This window comes from Pseudovibrio sp. SCP20 (genome assembly GCF_057774105.1).
In genome coordinates this window covers 179,448-195,337 of record NZ_JBYMDH010000003.1, presented here as the reverse complement: position 1 = coordinate 195,337, position 15,890 = coordinate 179,448, and the positions used below count along the sequence as shown (strand labels likewise).

General features: G+C 50.2%; 17 protein-coding genes. 7 read left to right on the top strand and 10 right to left on the bottom strand.

Going from position 1 to position 15,890, the window contains the following annotated elements:
- Window positions 1–55 precede the first annotated feature (55 nt).
- Both flgK and AC3CB2_RS13575 read left to right on the top strand, forming a co-directional pair.
- A complete protein-coding gene (gene flgK, locus AC3CB2_RS13580; protein ID WP_352933299.1) occupies window positions 56–1,900 on the top strand; it encodes a flagellar hook-associated protein FlgK in 1,845 nt (614 codons plus the stop codon).
- 26 nt (window positions 1,901–1,926) lie between these two features.
- On the top strand, window positions 1,927–3,486 hold the full coding sequence (locus AC3CB2_RS13575; protein WP_488389892.1) for a hypothetical protein: 1,560 nt from the start codon (window positions 1,927–1,929) through the stop codon (window positions 3,484–3,486).
- 34 nt (window positions 3,487–3,520) lie between these two features.
- Here AC3CB2_RS13575 and AC3CB2_RS13570 read toward each other — a convergent pair whose 3' ends face one another.
- Both AC3CB2_RS13570 and AC3CB2_RS13565 read right to left on the bottom strand, forming a co-directional pair.
- Window positions 3,521–3,907: a flagellar biosynthesis regulator FlaF gene (locus tag AC3CB2_RS13570; protein ID WP_075701820.1), complete on the bottom strand. Its 387-nt coding sequence runs from the start codon at window positions 3,905–3,907 to the stop codon at window positions 3,521–3,523.
- Window positions 3,828–4,283: a flagellar biosynthesis repressor FlbT gene (locus AC3CB2_RS13565; RefSeq protein WP_352933294.1), complete on the bottom strand. Its 456-nt coding sequence runs from the start codon at window positions 4,281–4,283 to the stop codon at window positions 3,828–3,830. Before AC3CB2_RS13565 ends, AC3CB2_RS13570 begins: the two co-directional genes overlap by 80 nt.
- Window positions 4,284–4,729: 446 nt before the next feature.
- On the opposite strand from AC3CB2_RS13565, the gene AC3CB2_RS13560 reads away from it, so the two are divergent.
- Window positions 4,730–6,295: a flagellin N-terminal helical domain-containing protein gene (locus tag AC3CB2_RS13560; RefSeq protein WP_352933291.1), complete on the top strand. Its 1,566-nt coding sequence runs from the start codon at window positions 4,730–4,732 to the stop codon at window positions 6,293–6,295.
- 191 nt (window positions 6,296–6,486) lie between these two features.
- On the opposite strand, the gene AC3CB2_RS13555 is transcribed toward AC3CB2_RS13560, so the two are convergent.
- From AC3CB2_RS13555 to AC3CB2_RS13540, 4 genes are all read right to left on the bottom strand, one after another.
- Window positions 6,487–6,951 (bottom strand): hypothetical protein, encoded by a 465-nt coding sequence (locus AC3CB2_RS13555; protein ID WP_352933289.1) that lies wholly within the window; start codon window positions 6,949–6,951, stop codon window positions 6,487–6,489.
- A gap of 192 nt (window positions 6,952–7,143) precedes the next feature.
- Window positions 7,144–7,644 carry a hypothetical protein gene (locus tag AC3CB2_RS13550; protein WP_014286466.1) on the bottom strand — a complete coding sequence of 167 codons (501 nt, stop codon included), beginning with the start codon at window positions 7,642–7,644 and terminating at the stop codon, window positions 7,144–7,146.
- Window positions 7,641–7,970 carry a rod-binding protein gene (locus AC3CB2_RS13545; RefSeq protein ID WP_352933286.1) on the bottom strand — a complete coding sequence of 110 codons (330 nt, stop codon included), beginning with the start codon at window positions 7,968–7,970 and terminating at the stop codon, window positions 7,641–7,643. The genes AC3CB2_RS13550 and AC3CB2_RS13545 overlap by 4 nt, the downstream gene beginning before the upstream one ends.
- Entirely contained in the window at window positions 7,971–9,089 is a 1,119-nt protein-coding gene (locus tag AC3CB2_RS13540) for a flagellar basal body P-ring protein FlgI (RefSeq protein WP_352933284.1), read from the bottom strand. It abuts the gene before it with no gap.
- A gap of 250 nt (window positions 9,090–9,339) precedes the next feature.
- Here AC3CB2_RS13540 and AC3CB2_RS13535 point away from each other — a divergent pair, with 250 nt between their 5' ends.
- Together AC3CB2_RS13535 and dksA are read left to right on the top strand one after the other, a co-directional pair.
- Complete coding sequence (locus AC3CB2_RS13535; RefSeq protein ID WP_008548082.1) at window positions 9,340–9,777, top strand: flagellar assembly protein FliX; 438 nt, start codon at window positions 9,340–9,342, stop codon at window positions 9,775–9,777.
- Between the two features lie 158 nt (window positions 9,778–9,935).
- On the top strand, window positions 9,936–10,352 hold the full coding sequence (gene dksA / locus AC3CB2_RS13530) for an RNA polymerase-binding protein DksA (RefSeq protein ID WP_008548072.1): 417 nt from the start codon (window positions 9,936–9,938) through the stop codon (window positions 10,350–10,352).
- 243 nt (window positions 10,353–10,595) lie between these two features.
- On the opposite strand, the gene flgH is transcribed toward dksA, so the two are convergent.
- Genes flgH through flgF form a run of 4 tightly spaced genes read right to left on the bottom strand, consistent with a single transcriptional unit; the run spans window position 10,596 to window position 13,872 of the window.
- Window positions 10,596–11,357: a flagellar basal body L-ring protein FlgH gene (flgH, locus tag AC3CB2_RS13525; protein ID WP_352933279.1), complete on the bottom strand. Its 762-nt coding sequence runs from the start codon at window positions 11,355–11,357 to the stop codon at window positions 10,596–10,598.
- On the bottom strand, window positions 11,357–12,325 hold the full coding sequence (flgA, locus tag AC3CB2_RS13520) for a flagellar basal body P-ring formation chaperone FlgA (RefSeq protein ID WP_352933276.1): 969 nt from the start codon (window positions 12,323–12,325) through the stop codon (window positions 11,357–11,359). The genes flgH and flgA overlap by 1 nt, the downstream gene beginning before the upstream one ends.
- Before the next feature lie 12 nt (window positions 12,326–12,337).
- Window positions 12,338–13,120, bottom strand: a complete 783-nt coding sequence (gene flgG / locus AC3CB2_RS13515; protein WP_008547920.1) for a flagellar basal-body rod protein FlgG — start codon at window positions 13,118–13,120, stop codon at window positions 12,338–12,340.
- A gap of 11 nt (window positions 13,121–13,131) precedes the next feature.
- A complete protein-coding gene (gene flgF / locus AC3CB2_RS13510; protein ID WP_054782754.1) occupies window positions 13,132–13,872 on the bottom strand; it encodes a flagellar basal-body rod protein FlgF in 741 nt (246 codons plus the stop codon).
- A 278-nt stretch (window positions 13,873–14,150) separates the two neighbouring features.
- Here flgF and AC3CB2_RS13505 point away from each other — a divergent pair, with 278 nt between their 5' ends.
- Together AC3CB2_RS13505 and fliM are read left to right on the top strand one after the other, a co-directional pair.
- Entirely contained in the window at window positions 14,151–14,648 is a 498-nt protein-coding gene (locus AC3CB2_RS13505) for a flagellar basal body-associated FliL family protein (RefSeq protein ID WP_008547501.1), read from the top strand.
- An 11-nt stretch (window positions 14,649–14,659) separates the two neighbouring features.
- Complete coding sequence (gene fliM, locus AC3CB2_RS13500) at window positions 14,660–15,889, top strand: flagellar motor switch protein FliM (protein ID WP_352933272.1); 1,230 nt, start codon at window positions 14,660–14,662, stop codon at window positions 15,887–15,889.
- Window position 15,890: the final 1 nt, after the last annotated feature.

Genomic DNA, 15,890 nt, shown 5'->3' with positions numbered 1-15,890 from the left:
TTTGGTGTTGAGGTAGGCAACTGCCTACCTCTCATTGCTTTAAGGAGTTTGGAATATGACACTCGGTGCGGCTCTTAATGCAGCGATGTCGGGTTTGTCGCTCACAAAAGCTCAGCTCGCGGTTACGTCTAAGAACGTTGCGAATGCAAATGTTGAGGGTTACACGCTCAAGACTATTGTTGGGACTGAGGTTCATAACACCTCGACGTCCTCATCGTCCGTGCTGACCAATCAAGTTAAGCGACAAGTCAATACTGAACTTCAATCTGCTTACTGGGAAAGCTTGAGCGATTCAGCTTACTCGACCCAATATAACGAGTACATCAAACAGCTTGATCAGATGTTCGGGAAAGTCGGAGATCCTAACTCTATCCCGAGCTTGATGAACAACTTCACAAATGCGCTAACGTCACTGGCAACAGACCCAAGTTCTCAAAGTGCGCAGGAAGTTGCTGTAAATGCTGCGGAAGAGCTGTCTAGGAGTATTAACAGTTCTGCCGAGCAAGTGCAGGAAATGCGTCGTGATACGGATGCTGCAATTGCAGATGACGTTGATCAGGTTAATGCAATCCTCAAAGAAATTGAGAGCCTGGAAGATAGCATTATTGTTGAGCGCTCTGCTGGGCGTGAGACAGCTCATTTGCAGGACCAGATGGATCGCCAGCTGGAAGCTCTCACAGAGAAGATGGATGTTGAGATTGATCAGGGCAATGACGGATTGCTCCGTATTTCAACGCAATCTGGTATTACTCTATACAACGATCGAGCCTCAGAGCTTCAGTTTACGCCCAAGCCTACTCTTGGGGTTGGCGTTGAAGGAAACCCGATTGAGGTGAAGTCTCGCTCCGGTGCTGTGATGGAGCTCTCCAGCCATGACCTGAAAAGCGGTAGTATGGGAGCTCTTGTCGAGCTGCGGGACAATACTCTTCCAGAAACGCAAGCCCGGTTGGATGAGCTGGCTAGTCAAATGGCACTTTCATTGTCTCAACAGACATCTGAGGGCGTAGCAGCGGATGATGGTGGCGCACCTCCTGCTGCGACTGGTTTAAGTGTTGATACGTCTAATCTCAATTCTTCTGGCGACACTATTGAGCTTGAGTTCAATGTTAATGGTGAGAGCCGGAAAGTCACGTTTGTAGCTGTTACTGATCCGAGCTTATTGCCGCTTTCTCCAGATGTGACGGCTGATTCAAACGACATCGTTCATGGACTTGTTATTCCTGCGACGTCTGCATCTCTCCAAAGCCAAATATCCAGTGCTCTTGGGGGTGGGTTTGACGTTTCGGTAGATGCCGGTGGGGAGCTGAAGGTTTTGGCTCCAACGAGCCCTGGGACTATTGAAGTTACTGGGCTTACTGCGAAAAATACACGAACAGTTACAGCCGCGGATGGGGCTGAGATTCCTCTTTTTGTAGACTCAAATGATGGTGGTGTTCCATATACAGGGGCCCTTGAAGAGGGTGGGCAGAAGACCGGTTTTGCGCAACGGATTACAGTAAATGAGGCGGTTCTGGATGATCCTGGCCTGTTGGCTGGCGAAACAGACAAGCAAAGCTCTGAGCGCGCAAATCTTCTGAAAGATCGGCTGACTAAGACCGAGTATACGTTTTCTCCAAGCTCAGGCGTGGGTGCGAAAAATGCGCCTTATGTGGGTACGATTTCTGACTTTGGCATTGAAACGGTCGTAAAGCAGAGTCAGATTGCGAGTGCTGCAACTTCGGCTGAAAGCAACTCCAAGGCTGTCACGAGCATTGCTAAAAATGCTTATGAGAACAGCTATAAGGTTGATGTAGATGAAGAGCTGGTTAAGCTGACTGAATTACAGAATGCCTATGCCGCCAATGCGCGCGTTTTGTCAGCTATCGATGAGCTTTACGATACTCTATTCAGTATCAGATAATGTTGCTTTAGGAATTGGATATTCAAATGAATACAATTGGTTATTCCAAATCACATAGTTATATGGTCGATCTCCTAATGCAGCAGAAAACGCAGCTGGAGAATAAGTCCATTCAGCTGAGCTCAGGATTGAAGTCTCAGACTTACGGAGGGATTAGCTCCGATTCCCGTATGGCTTTGGAGTTACGTCGTGAGATCTCGAATATTGGGATCTACGAGGGTTCAAATGCTATTGCGAGTATTCAGCTGGATTTGATGGGCAAATCTCTTGAGCACATGGAGAAGATGCGTGCTGAGAGTGTGAGCGCTATCGATGACAATAACTATACGCTGACGACTGATGGCCAAACCACAAGCCAGCAGGCGACTGAAATCATGCTGCATGAGACGATCTCGCAGCTAAACTCAGAAGTGAATGGTTACTATCTGTTTGGTGGCAAGGATGCGACTGAGCCTCCTGTAGCGTCGCTTGACGCAATTATGGATGGGCAAGGTGGCAAGCTTGGCCTCAAAGAGTTGATGAAGCGCTATGAAAACGCGCATATCGGCGCTTCTGAAAATGGACGAGTTGAGACCAGTGTGACCAGTCCTGCTGGTGTGCCGACACTTACCCTTCAACAAGACAATGTTGAGGGATTTGGTTTTCAGATCAACTCCGTCACTGCATCCTCTGCTGATGTGACTACCGCTGTTGTGCCAGAAGATGTTTCTGATCCACTCAACCTTCAGGGTAAGCAAGGGACGTTCGCTTTTAATGATACGCCTGCTGTTGGTGATACGATTGAAGTTGAGCTTGAACTTCCTGATGGTAGCACATCAGTAGTTAAACTCACTGCAACAGATGATCCGGATGCGGGTGAGGGGACTTTTCTGATCGGTACAGGTGCCAACCCTACTCTTGAAAGTGCCCAGAATGCTCAAGTTGCTTTTGATAAGGCTATTAGCGGAATAGCTAAGACAGAGCTTCGAGCGGTTGCTGATGTTCAGGCTGGTGAAGAGTTTTTTGGTAACCATGGACGTCCTGATCCAACTCCAAAAGTGCCGAAAGCAGATGGTTCTGGCTATGAGACTGGAACGGATCTTCTGGTGGATTGGTATACTGGCACCGAGAATGATGATGATCCGCGTGCTGATAAGGTCGTTCAGATTGATGACAATGTACGGGTAGAGTACGGTGCTCGTGCAAACGAGAATGCCTTCTCCGAACAGCTGCAGAATCTAGCTGTGTTCGTCGCTGCGGACTTTACTGCTGAAACGCCTGACGATGAGGCGAGTGAGGCTGTGGCTAAGTCTTATTATGCGTCACTTGCGCAGAAAAGTGATGATGCACTCTCCGTGGCCGGAAATCGCAACTCTGGAATTCAAAGTGTCGCTTCTGAGATGTCAGTTGTTAATACGACTGTAAAGCGAACTGCTGAGCGGCAGAAGCAAGAGTTGCTGACCTATCAGAATACGCTGACAGGTATAGAGAACGTCGACAAGACTGAAGTTGGTACAGAGATAGCTGTTTTGAGCACTGATCTGGAAGCCTCTTATCAGGCGACGTCAATGCTTCTTAATCTGAGTATTACTAACTTTTTGAGATAGCAAAAAGCCTCCTGAAAACGGAGGCTTTTTTACTTTAGATGTTTGCTTTTTGCCCTCTGAGGCCAGCCGCCAGAGACTTGTTGATGCTGATCATGGTCTCTAGTGCTTCAGGCTCTGCACCACCCATCATTTCCATAGTTCTGTTGAACATAAACAGAGCTAGATTTGCAATGTTGTTTTGGAGCTCAAGCGGTAACTCGCTGTGGCTTGCTGTTGCCTCAGTAACAAAGATTGTCCAAAGCGTGCGATTGAATATGAGTGTTTCATTGCGCTCTTCGCGCGAAACTGTATCCCACTCACGTTGCAGCACAGAAAGGCGTGCGGCAGCTTTCATCAGAGCTTCAGCTTCCAGAGCTCTCGGATCCGCTGAGGCCGAGGTGTTCGCGGACTGCTGATATGCCTGAGTTGCTTGTTGATACATGACTTATCAAAGTCCTTTCATATTCAATCAGTTTCTTCGCGAGCTTCAGGGCGCGATAGAGCTCTTCCTGCAATATTGCTTGGCTGATATCACTGATAAGGTCGCGTGTGCTTGGTGCGGCCTGCAAGATCTTTCCAATAACGTCGAAGTACTCTTTCTGAGTAACCGTTATGTCTTGTTTCAAATACATAACCTGGACTGCAAGGTAGACCTGTTGCGCCATCGTGCTGGCGTCCTCAGGTAGCAGAATATCTTTCTCGCGGAGGATCGGTGCGTCGCCTTGTATAAAAAAACGTGCACGCTGCTTGTCGTTGGTGATAAGTGTTTCACCAACAATCAATTTTTCTCCGGGTTTTAGTTCTACCTTTAGTGCCATGCAGCCTCCTTCAAAGCACTCTTAACTATGATGGCAACCAAAAGGTTAATCTAGTTAATTCTTACGAGTTATTCAGCGATTTATTTCGAATTTTGATCAAGTTTAGAGCGTTTCTGAATTGAATTTCCTGAACCGGACTTGATGCATGACAGATTGAGTTGTTTGCGAGGTTTATCAAAGTGCTGACCCAAGAAATATGCACAGACAATATTGGCGTGATGTCTACAATAGTCTCTGAGTTATCTAGCTGAATTAATTGAGTAAAATTTTCATTTTTAAGATGTGCGCTATGATCACCACTACAATCCCTGATTTATTAAGTGCTTGTTAACACGTTCCCCCTTTACTCGCAGGACGGGTAATTGTACCCAATTAAAACTCAGTAATTATTTGCTGCGTTTGTGACCCAGAAAGGGTCATTCATTATCCTAGAAGGGAATTATAAAATGGCTGATATTACACTCACCGCAGCAGTGCGCACGAACCTGAACACACTTCAGAGCACGGCTTCTTTGATCAGCGATACTCAAGAGCGTCTTTCCACTGGTAAGAAAGTTAACTCTGCTCTTGATAACCCGAATTCTTTCTTCACCGCGTCTTCTCTGAACTCCCGCGCATCTGATCTGAGCAACCTTCAGGACGATATTGGGCAGTCTGTTTCTACGCTAGAAGCTGCAGACAAAGGTATCGAGGCAATTGATAAGCTTTTGGACGCTGCGAAAGGTAAAGCGAACCAAGCGTTGCAGACGCAGGACATTGAAGAGCGCGCTCAATATGCAGCCGAGTTTAACGAGCTTCGTACTCAAATCGAAGATATCGCGAAAGACTCTGGCTACAAAGGTAAAAACCTGCTCGGTGGCGATGGTAACGATCTTCTGGTGAAGTTTAACGAAGATGGCTCATCCAATTTGAATATTGGTGCAGTAGACTATACTGACCTCGACTCCTCAGAAACACCATTTAAACTCAATAAAATCGAGGAAACTGTAGAATCACAAGAAGCTGTCGATTTCGCAAACAACGAAGTTGCACTTGCTTTTGGTGTGAACGGCGGTAAGTATGAAGGTACTATCGATCTCGGTGGAGTTGGTAACGACAGTTCAACTGCCTTGAACACCCTCAATGGTTTTACTGATGGTGATAACATCAGTTATGACTTTAATAGTGCTGGCGCTGTCGATTTCGTGATTGGTAGTGGTCCAGGTCAAATCGAAACCATTGGCGATCTGGCTGCTGCTTTAGATGATGTTGCAGGGATTTCCACTACCCTCAATGCTGATGGTACAATTGACTTTGTTTCTGATGAAACGCTAACATTCACTGAAACTGATAATGACTCCAGTGGTGCGCCAGGTGGTGCGGTATCGGGTACGACCGCTACGCTGCAAACGCTAGATGGGACCACAAATCTGTCCAGCTTGAAGAATTTCTCTGTAGGCGATTCCATCACTTATAAAGTTGGTGATTCCGCTGAGAAAACTTTTGAGATCGGGTCAACAACTACTCTTCAGAATTTCGCTGATGTTCTTGGTAGTGACGATAACATCAATGTGAGAATTGAAAACAATACTCTGGTAGTCGATTCAAACATTGATGATATTCAGCTTGGCTTTATTGCTGGTACCGATAATCCGACAACCGGTGCAGAGTTCGGTGCATCCGGTGGTGTTTCAGTAGAAAAAGACACTCAGGCTCAGGCTCGCATCGCTGGTAATGGTTGGGGTGATGATTCCTTCATTGAGAACTCGCTCGATCAGGTCCGTGAAGCTCAGCTTTCTTTGCGTGCACAGGCTTCTACCTTCGGTACAAACCTGTCTGTTGTGACCAACCGTCAGGACTTTACAGCTGATCTGATCAACACGCTGGAAGTTGGTGCTGGTAAGTTGACGCTTGCTGATTCCAACCTGGAAGGTGCAAATCTGGCGGCTCTGAACACTCAGAACCAGATTGCTACTTCTACTTTGTCTCTGGCAACTCAGGCTGGTCAGTCTGTTCTGCAGCTTATCCGATAAGCTTCGTTTCAGATTTAGATTTTGGGAGAACGCGCTCATTTTGGGCGCGTTTTTCTTTTGCGTTGGTGTGTGCGTTGCTTTGCGTTTTTTGGGTGAGGGGGCTTGTGCCACCGCACACAAAAAAAGAGCCGTGCAGCGGGGGCGGCAGGGCTCTTAGATTAAGTCATTTTGAGGCGTAGAACGCGTTCAGCTTAAGCGGCGTGCTCTTGCTGTGCGGCTGCTTGCTTCACTTCGTAGGCTGTTGGCTCGATAGCTTTTGCTTCACCACCCAGATTACGCTTTTCCTGTGCTTGTAGTACTTCATCCAGGAAGGCCTGAATGCGGCGAGCAGTTTTAGAGGGAAGTTCATAAATGACTTCGCCTTCTGGCTGCTGTGTCATCGCATAGATCAGCTCTTCGGATTCCTCATCGTAATTGTACCCGCGTTCGACTCGGCTCTCTTCACCCTTTGGTTTGCTCGGGATGATGCCCAGGCGCGAGTCTGAGAGGTATGATTTCTCGGAGGCGGTTGAGTTTTCGGAGGATTCTGAGGAAGCGGTGACGGCTTGGGCGCCGGCGAGTTCAGTTTTGACCTGTTCGGTATCCGACTTCACAGGTGCAGCCTGTGTTGTTAGTGCTTGATGTAAGAGTGTTGGTCTTTGTGCGACTATTTCCATAATGTCCCCCACGTTTTCATTCTCGAACAACTTTATGGGGAATGTTCTTAAATAAGATTAATCTTAACACTCGAAATTTACTAAATATTTATAGAAATAGTACTGAAAACCGCCAAATCCTCTTATTTTTCAGGGAGCGTTTGAGCGGTCTTCAGGGTATTTCGTTAATATGCACGCTTAATATGGCGTGGATCAGAGGGTTTGGTTAACGGCTATGCCCTGGGCTGATCTTTGAGGTGCGCTCATCATGCCGTTGGCGCCATAACCTCTTGTTTTCATTTGTGATCCGACAGCCTTGGCAACGGTTTCAATAACGTTGTCAGTGACCGAGCGTGCCGTTGAGACAACTTGCAGGTTGGTTTGCAGAATTGGTCTCAGATTGCCGTGGCGTTCTCGCATACGTTGAATGGACTGAGGAGCCAGATTGCCCAATGCAATTGCATTGGCGCTCGCGACGCGGATGCCGGAGAGATAAGACTCGATCGCGGCGTGCTTCTTGGGGGCAACTGTTGGAAGCTCTGAGATCTGTCCGTCGCGCAGCAGTTCTGTTTCTGCTTCGATGATGGTGACCAGATTGTCCATTGCGGTTTCAAAGTTTTCGCAGAAGACCTCAGCCTGCAGCCGGGTTTGGATCGGTTCTTCTTCAAACGATACTGTACTCTGAACAGTTTCAGCCTCGTAGTGATTGGTCATACTGCGGTCTCTTGAAGTTGAAGTAATTGCGAATGAACTGAAGCTGCAATACCAATGCCACCAGATTGAGACATTGTGTTGGCATACTCATTGATCAGCATGGATTTCCACGCATCTGAGCCTTCTTCGGTGCCGAATGTTCCGCCTTCATCCAGGCCGGTGAACATGTTTTGCAGCATCTCATTTAGAAACACAGACTCAAACTCCTTGGCCTTTTCCCAAAGAGGATCTTTGCCTGCAGGTGCGTTGCCATTTGCTTTGGCGCCGCTGATCAGCTCTGCTGAGCTTGCCAGAGCAGGTGAGGGGAGTTGTGCTTGTTGCAGCATTTAGAGAACCTCAATTTCTGCCTGAAGGGCGCCAGCGGCTTTGATTGCCTGTAGGATGGAGATCAGATCTCTTGGACCGATGCCCAGAGCGTTCAGTCCATCTACAAGCTGCTGAAGTGTGATTGTTTCATTGACCAGTGCGAGCTGGCGGTTGTCTTCGGTCACCTGAACGTCTGAGCGCGGTACAGCAGCTGTATCCCCTTGGGCGAATGGCAGGGGCTGAACGATCTCAGGAGATTCTGCGATTGTTACGGTCAGATTGCCTTGTGCGACAGCGACAGTGGAGACTTTTACCTGCTGTCCCATGACGATGATGCCGGAGCTTTCGTCGATGACGATTTTTGCTGGCAGGTCCGGCTCTACGATGAGCTGTTCAATGTCGGTGATGAGATCGACAATGTTACCATCAAATTGCTTCGGCAATGTCAGGTGAACCGTTGCCGGATCCAGTGGTTCTGCTGTTGGCAGGCCAATCAGCTCATTGATTGCGATAGCGATGCGGCGGGATGTGGTCAGGTCCGGGTTGCGCAAAGCGAGGCGAATGGAGCTGAGAGAAGAGAGTTTGAACTCAACTTCACGCTCAACAAGTGCGCCGTTTGGAATGCGGCCTGATGTTGGAACTCCGCGAACGACCGAGGCGGCTTCGCCCTGTGCTGCAAAGCCAGCAATCGCCAGCGGACCCTGTGCGATGGCGTAGGCTTCGCCGTCAGCGCCCATCAGAGGGGTTACCAGTAGTGTGCCGCCCTGCAGGTTCTTAGCGTCCCCCAATGCACTCACTGTGACATCAATGCGGGTACCTTGTGTCGAGAACGCGGGAAGGTTGGCTGTTACCATAACGGCGGCGGTGTTTTTGGTGTTCAGGTCAGCTTCGTTGGTGTTGACGCCCAAGCGCTCCAACATGGCCTGCAAAGATTGCCGGGTGAACGGTGAGGCGTTCAACGAGTCACCTGTGCCCTGAAGGCCGACGACAAGGCCGTACCCAATCAACTGGTTGTCTCGGATGCCTTCAAAATCGGCAATGTCCTTGATCCTGGAGGCGGCATTTGCCTGTAAGGTCGCGCCAAAAAGGATCAGCAATGCCGTTGCGGCGATTCTACGTAAACTTGCGAAAGAGCGCATTGGTACCCGGCTATACAATTCACACTTGCCGCAATTATGCGAATATTGTGCCAGTTGCGGGGCGTTGTTTGCTAATTTTTAACCTGCTGAATTTACTGGGTATTTTTAGTAGGGGGTGGATAAAAGTTAAAGCACTGCAAATTTTAATGCGGCAATTGTTGCCTGCTTGGTAAAGTTTTTGCGTGATCAGCTCGGCAAATGCGTTCGGGTTTAGCTTGTTGTCCAATAATAAAGCTCTGAGGGTAAGGTTTTGCTTGTACGCAGCACTCCAGTTTCTGGTTTGAACTCCACGAGTAAAGTGGGCACAAAACGTCGTAAGGGTTCTGAAGGCGAGCAGGCGGGTGCGTTTGCTATCGAAGAAGAAACCACGACTGTTGCGCAGTCTCAGGCTGGTGTCCCAACCCCTTCACTTCAGGGTGTTGATTCCCTTCTCGCGCTTCAGCAGATGGATGTGCAGGTTGATGACAAGCGTCGTGCTGTTCAGCATGGAAACAAGTTGCTTGATCAGTTGGATGCGCTGCGGATTGATTTGCTGCAGGGTAAGGTGCAACCAGAACGTCTGGAACGGCTTGTTGGTAACTTGTCCATGCAGGTGAAGAGCGGCAATCCTGGCCTCGACAAGGTTGTCGAAGATATTGAATTGCGTGCAAGAATCGAGCTCGCAAAGCTTGGTCACTACGTAGAATAGCCTATCTAGTTACGGTAGTTATGAAGGTTTCCAACCGCATAAGTTGCTGAATACACTGAATAATTGTGTTCTTAGACAATTTCATCTTTTTAGTAGATTGTTGTTTCAGGTTCCTCTCGTTATATTCCAGCCGCCAATATAAATAGGCGGAGTTTCAGATGGCAGTTGATGTCGCAATTGATTATCGTCCATCTCCGGATGAACCATTCATGAACGACCAACAGCGCGAGTACTTTCGTAGAAAGCTGCTTGCGTGGAAGGAAGATATTCTGAAAGAGAGCAAGGAGACCCTTGCTGCGCTTCAAGAAGAGAGCACAAATCATCCAGATCTGGCTGACCGTGCTTCTTCTGAAACCGATCGGTCGATTGAGTTACGTGCGCGCGACCGGCAGAGAAAGTTGATTTCCAAAATTGACGCTGCTCTTGCTCGCATCGAAGACGGATCCTACGGCTATTGTGAAGAGACTGGCGAGCCAATCTCTGTACGCCGACTGGATGCGCGACCTATCGCTACGCTCTCTATCGAGGCCCAGGAAGCCCACGAGCGTCGCGAGAAAATCTATCGGGATGACTGATCCTCTGGGAGACAGGATATCGCCTTTCAAGCTGTGGTCCTAATATTGTAGGCACTATTACTTGAAGTATGACTTTACGAGGGAAGCATGGCTCTGCTGTGCTTCCCTTGTTTCGTTTTGGGTGTGTAGGATGGTGCCTTCAAAAGAAAACGAGCCCGGCATGCTGGGGAGCATTTTGCCGAGCTCGCTTTATGTACCGCTCAAGCCGGGGAGCTTATTGAGCGGCGTTGGGTTCTTTGAACTTTAGAATGGAAGAACGATGTCGAGCACCTGGCTGCCATAGCGTGGTTGCTGCGCGACAGAAATCTGCCCGCGGCCACCGTAACCGATGCGTGCTTCAGCGATCTTTGTGCTCTCAACTGTGTTGTCTGATGCAATGTCTTGCGGGCGGATGACGCCTGCGACGATCAACTCGCGTACTTCATGGTTCACGCGGACTTCCTGACGGCCTTCGATGACGAGGTTTGAGTTTGGCAGAACCTGTGTCACCACAGCGGCGACTGTCGTCTTCAAGCTCTCCGTGCGGTCGATTGAGCCGCTGCCCTGAAACGTGTCAGAGCTGTTGATGGAGGCGAGGGCATCAGCAGATGCGCTGGCAGGAAGGGCCAGTGTGTTGATGGCCGCGCCCAGTGCGCCGCCAGCACCGGAGTTCTTTGCATCACTGCGGGAGCTTCTGGAGGAGTTCTCGAAAGCTGCTTCGTCAGAGATTGTGACGTTGACTGTTACGATGTCGCCAATGCGCTTTGCGCGCTGATCCTGAAAGAATGCACGATTGCCTGTGCGCCAGAGTGAGTTGGCGTTGTAGCGTTCCGTTTCCTTCACTGGCATCGGCATCTGAACAGGGCGATAGCCCGGCTGGGTGCGTGGATCCTGAATTGCAGTCAACGCAGGTTCCTGACCGACCTTGGAAAGCTTGTCAGCTGTTTCGCAGCCGGCAAGAGCCAAGAGGCCAATCGCAATTGCAGCGTATTGTTTGAGTTTGTGTGCTGAAGAAGTTCTGGACATCAACGGTTCCCCAGTACAGCTGCGACTTGCGTGTTGGAGGTGGTTACGACGGCAATGTTTTTGCCAATCACCTCTGCAAGGATTGTTTTCTTTGAGGTTGGGTTCAGGATCTCGATCAGGTCGTTTTTGCCGCCTTCGGATTTGGCTTTACCCTGCGTGGAGATGTTCATGCCCGGGATCTTGTAGAGCACAGTCACCTTCGCGCCACGTTTTACCAGAACAGGTGTGCTGACGTCACGTGGCGTGATTGTAGAGCCGGAGCGCATGTTGCGGCGCACTTCCATGCCGATGAGATCTGCGGCAGCAAGAAACTCACGTCCTGCATATCGAGATGCTGGTTTGCGTTCCTGGCGAACATCCTTCGCAGTGATGATCGCGCCGCGATCCAGATTGCGAGCGAGTGTCGTGATGGAAACCATTTGAGAAGCGTTGCCAATAACGGAAATCGGCTTGCTCTGGCCTTCCTGCACGACGTTCAGAATCGCTTTGAAGCGTGCTGTGCGTGGTGTCCAGTTGATGTGGCCGATGGTCAGCGGTGAAATAGCGTTTGCGTCTGCTTGCAGGTTCACCGGAAGTGGTGAGCTGAAGGAGATCTCTATTTCATCCGGCTGCACGCTGGCGCGCTCAGCAAATGCATTGCGCAGAATGTCTGTGATCAGCACTTGATCGACCGGAATGGACAGGCGGTGTACGCTTACGGTGGTGAGGCCGTTGGTGTCTGCCTGAATAAAGCCGGCCGCTTGTGCCTGCTGTGCGATGATCAGCGCTGAAACGTTACCTGTGGTTCCCAGATCTGGGCTGCGGAAGATTGGTGTTTGGGCCAAGTCTCCAGCTTCGGTGTAAAAATCACCAATGGTCACGACTGGGCCTGTGACGTTCACTGTTGGGCGCAGGGTTGGGGCGGCGATTGCACTGCCAGCTGCCAGTGCGATCAGACCTGCAAAGAATGTAGTTGCCAGCTTTCTCATCAGATCAACCCCTTAGCGAAGGTTCGTTGTCGTGGAGTACATCTCATCGGCTGCCTTGATGATCTTGGAGTTCATCTCATAGGCGCGCTGAGCGGAGATCAGGCTGGAAAGCTCGGTCACAGCATCAACGTTTGATGATTCCAGGTGACGCTGCAAAATGTTGCCGAAGCCTGCGGTACCTGGGTTATTCAGCTGTGGTGGGCCGCTTGCTGGTGTTTCGAGGAACAGGTTATCGCCGATTGCCTCAAGGCCTGCCTGGTTAGTGAAGCGGGCGGTTTCTAGCTGGCCGAGGTTCAGAACCTGATCATTGTCGTCCATAGCCTGCACGAGGCCCTGAACGTTGATGGTTACATCGCGGGCATTGTCTGGAATGGTGATGCCCGGCTGAACTGGATAACCGTCTTTTGTCACCAGCTGTCCGGTCTGAGAGCGGGCGAAGGAGCCGTCTCGGGTGTAGCCGATTGTTCCGTCCGGACGCTGGATCTGGAAGAAGCCTTCACCGCGGATGGTTACATCGTACTCGTTGCCGGTCTGGGTGACTGAACCTGGAGACATGATGCGGGTTGTTGCTGCAGTGCGCACACCAGAGCCGATCTGTACACCGTTTGGAACGATGGTGCCGGCATCAGAAGTTTCGGTGCCCATGCGGCGTTGGTTTTCGTAGAGCAGATCCTGAAAGTCTGCGCGCTGGCGTTTGTAGCCAGTGGTGCGCATGTTAGCCACGTTGTTTGAAATGACTTCGACGTTTAGTTCCTGAGCTTTCATGCCGGTTGCGGCGATGTGTAGGGCTTTCATGGTCCTGCTCCTTAAGCTTCAACCGATCCAAGTTCGCGGATGGAGCGCTGACGGAGTTCGTTGCGCTGCGACATCATCTTGGACACGCTTTGATATTGACGGGTGATTTCGATCATGCGGGAGATTTCGCGAACGCCTTCTACGTTGGAGCCTTCAAGAGCCCCCTGAATGACGGTCGGGTTGTTTGCTGGGATCGGGTTCAAGCCGGAAAACAGGTTCACGCCAACGTGCTTGAGTTCTTGGCGGTTGTCGAAGGTGTAAACATCCAGGCGGCCAATTTCGCCTTGGCCCGTGGAGATAACACCTTCTTTGGTGATGGTGATTTCACCATCTTCAAGATTGATTTGGATTGGAGCGCCATCAGCCAGAACTGGCAGGCCGCCGTCCGTCACGAGTGTGCCTTCAGGGTCAATCGCGAGGCTACCGGCGCGTGTATAGAACTGTTCGCCCTCGGCGCCAGTTACAGCAAGATAGCCGTCACCTTCAATTGCAACGTCCAGCGGATTGCCGGTCAGTTGAATTGAGCCCTGAGTCAGAACTGTTGCCGTGCCTACATCCTGCGTAAAGGAAAGAGGGCGGTCCGGGCGCTGAAACTCAGTCGCCTGCGCGGTTGGCATCAGGTACTCCTCAAAGATGAGCCTTTGAGCCTTGTAGCCAGTCGTATTGATGTTAGCCAGATTGTTGGCCACCACATCCAAGTTCCGACGAAGGGCACTTTGACGTGACAAGCCGATCAGCTGTGCGTTTTCCATTTTATGCTCCCCAGCATTGCGACAGGTCTCCCCAGACCCGCAGCGCCAAGGTTCTTGCAGGAGTTGTGCCAGTTTGAGACTTTGGCTGAATTCTGCTGTTTTGATGGAGTAGGAGGCAAAATATCTGTTAAGTATCTGATAAAATATGCCTACTTTAATTTCCTAGTGGGCAAAAATTGCTTAGTAATGACGTATTAACCATTTGGTAATCTTTGTTAACCAATTAGGTTATATTAACAATTGTTAAACCTTTGATTGCGATTCACCGGGACGCAAAAATGGCAGATGCAGAACTGCAAAATACCGAGGATGAGGGTAAGTCCGGCAAGCGCAAGATCGTGATCGGTGCGATTGCAGGCGTTTTGCTGTTAACCCTTGGTGTGGGCGGTGCATATGTAATGGACTGGATCAATCTGGGTGACACTGCAACCGTCAAACGAGCTGATGGTACGGTGGAGCAGATTGAAACCAAGCCTGTCGTTTTCTACGACCTGCCAGAAATGACGGTGAACCTTTCTACTCAAGGCCGCACAACCTATCTGAAAGTCCGCATCGCTCTTGAAGTTGAGAGCGACAGCATGGTTTCTCAAGTGGAGCCTTATCTTCCTCGCATTCTTGATGCTTTTCAGATTTACCTTCGCGAACTGCGCCCTGCTGATCTTGAGGGGTCTGCTGGTCTGTTCCGCTTGAAGGAGCAACTTCTGCGCCGCATCAACTCTGCAATCTATCCAGCCAAAGTCGAAGGGGTTCTCTTTAAAGAGATCCTGATCCAGTAGGGGAGCGGCATATGTCAGATACCGATAGCCTCCCTGAAAACGAAAACATGGACGACGCCTGGGACGCTGCCCTTTCTGAAGGTGGCAGCGGTGATAGCGACGAAGACCTGGCGGCTGCCTGGGGTGCTGCACTTCAGGAACAAGGTGTAGAAGGCGGCGAAGAGGCTGCAGCTCAATGGGCTGCAATGATCGACGACAGCGAGCCGGACCTGGAAAGTGCGTCTCGTGGTGCGGACCGTATCCTCAATCAGGAAGAGATCGACAACCTTCTGGGCTTTACGCTGGATGGTTCTCTGACCGGTGATGAAGGCGGTATTCGCGCGCTGATCAACTCGGCGATGGTGTCCTATGAGCGCCTGCCGATGCTTGAGATTGTCTTTGACCGTCTTGTGCGTCTGACAACGACTTCTCTGCGCAACTTCACTTCGGACAATGTTGAAGTCTCTTTGGACTCCATGACCAACGTGCGTTTTGGTGACTATCTGAACTCCATTCCACTTCCTGCGATCCTTGGTGTGTTCAAGGCGAGGGAATGGGACGGGTTTGGGCTTGTTACCGTTGAAAGCTCTCTGATCTATTCCATCATTGACGTGTTGCTTGGCGGTGGTCGTGGGTCTTCGCCAACACGTGTTGAAGGTCGTCCTTATACGACGATTGAGAGCAATCTGGTTCGCCGGATGATCGAGATCATCTTGCTGGATGCAGAGCAGGCTTTTGGGCCGCTCTCACCGGTAAGCTTCCCGCTTGAGCGTCTTGAGACGAACCCACGCTTTGCTGCTATCTCCCGTCCGGCAAACGCTGCTATTATGGTTGAGCTGCGTATCGACATGGAAGATCGCGGCGGCAAGGTTGAGATTGTTCTGCCTTATGCGACCCTTGAACCTATCCGTGACCTGCTTCTGCAGATGTTCATGGGTGAGAAGTTCGGGCGTGATCCTATTTGGGAAGAGCACCTTGCAACGGAGGTTTACTCCTCTGAAGTGCAGGTTGATGCCGTCCTTTATGAAAACACAATCCCGCTCCAGCGGGTCCTTAATCTGGAAGTTGGTCAGACATTGCTGTTTGATACCGGCCCTCGCGATCCCGTTCAGGTGAAATGCGGTGGAGTACAGTTGACAGAAGGCCTCATGGGCCACGTTGATGACCGAATTTCTATCGAAATTTCAAAGAAGCTGAAGCAGCCGAAAATGACGCTCGCCGCTTTTGAGAAGTCCCTGCAAAGCGAACTGGAGACAAACTAGT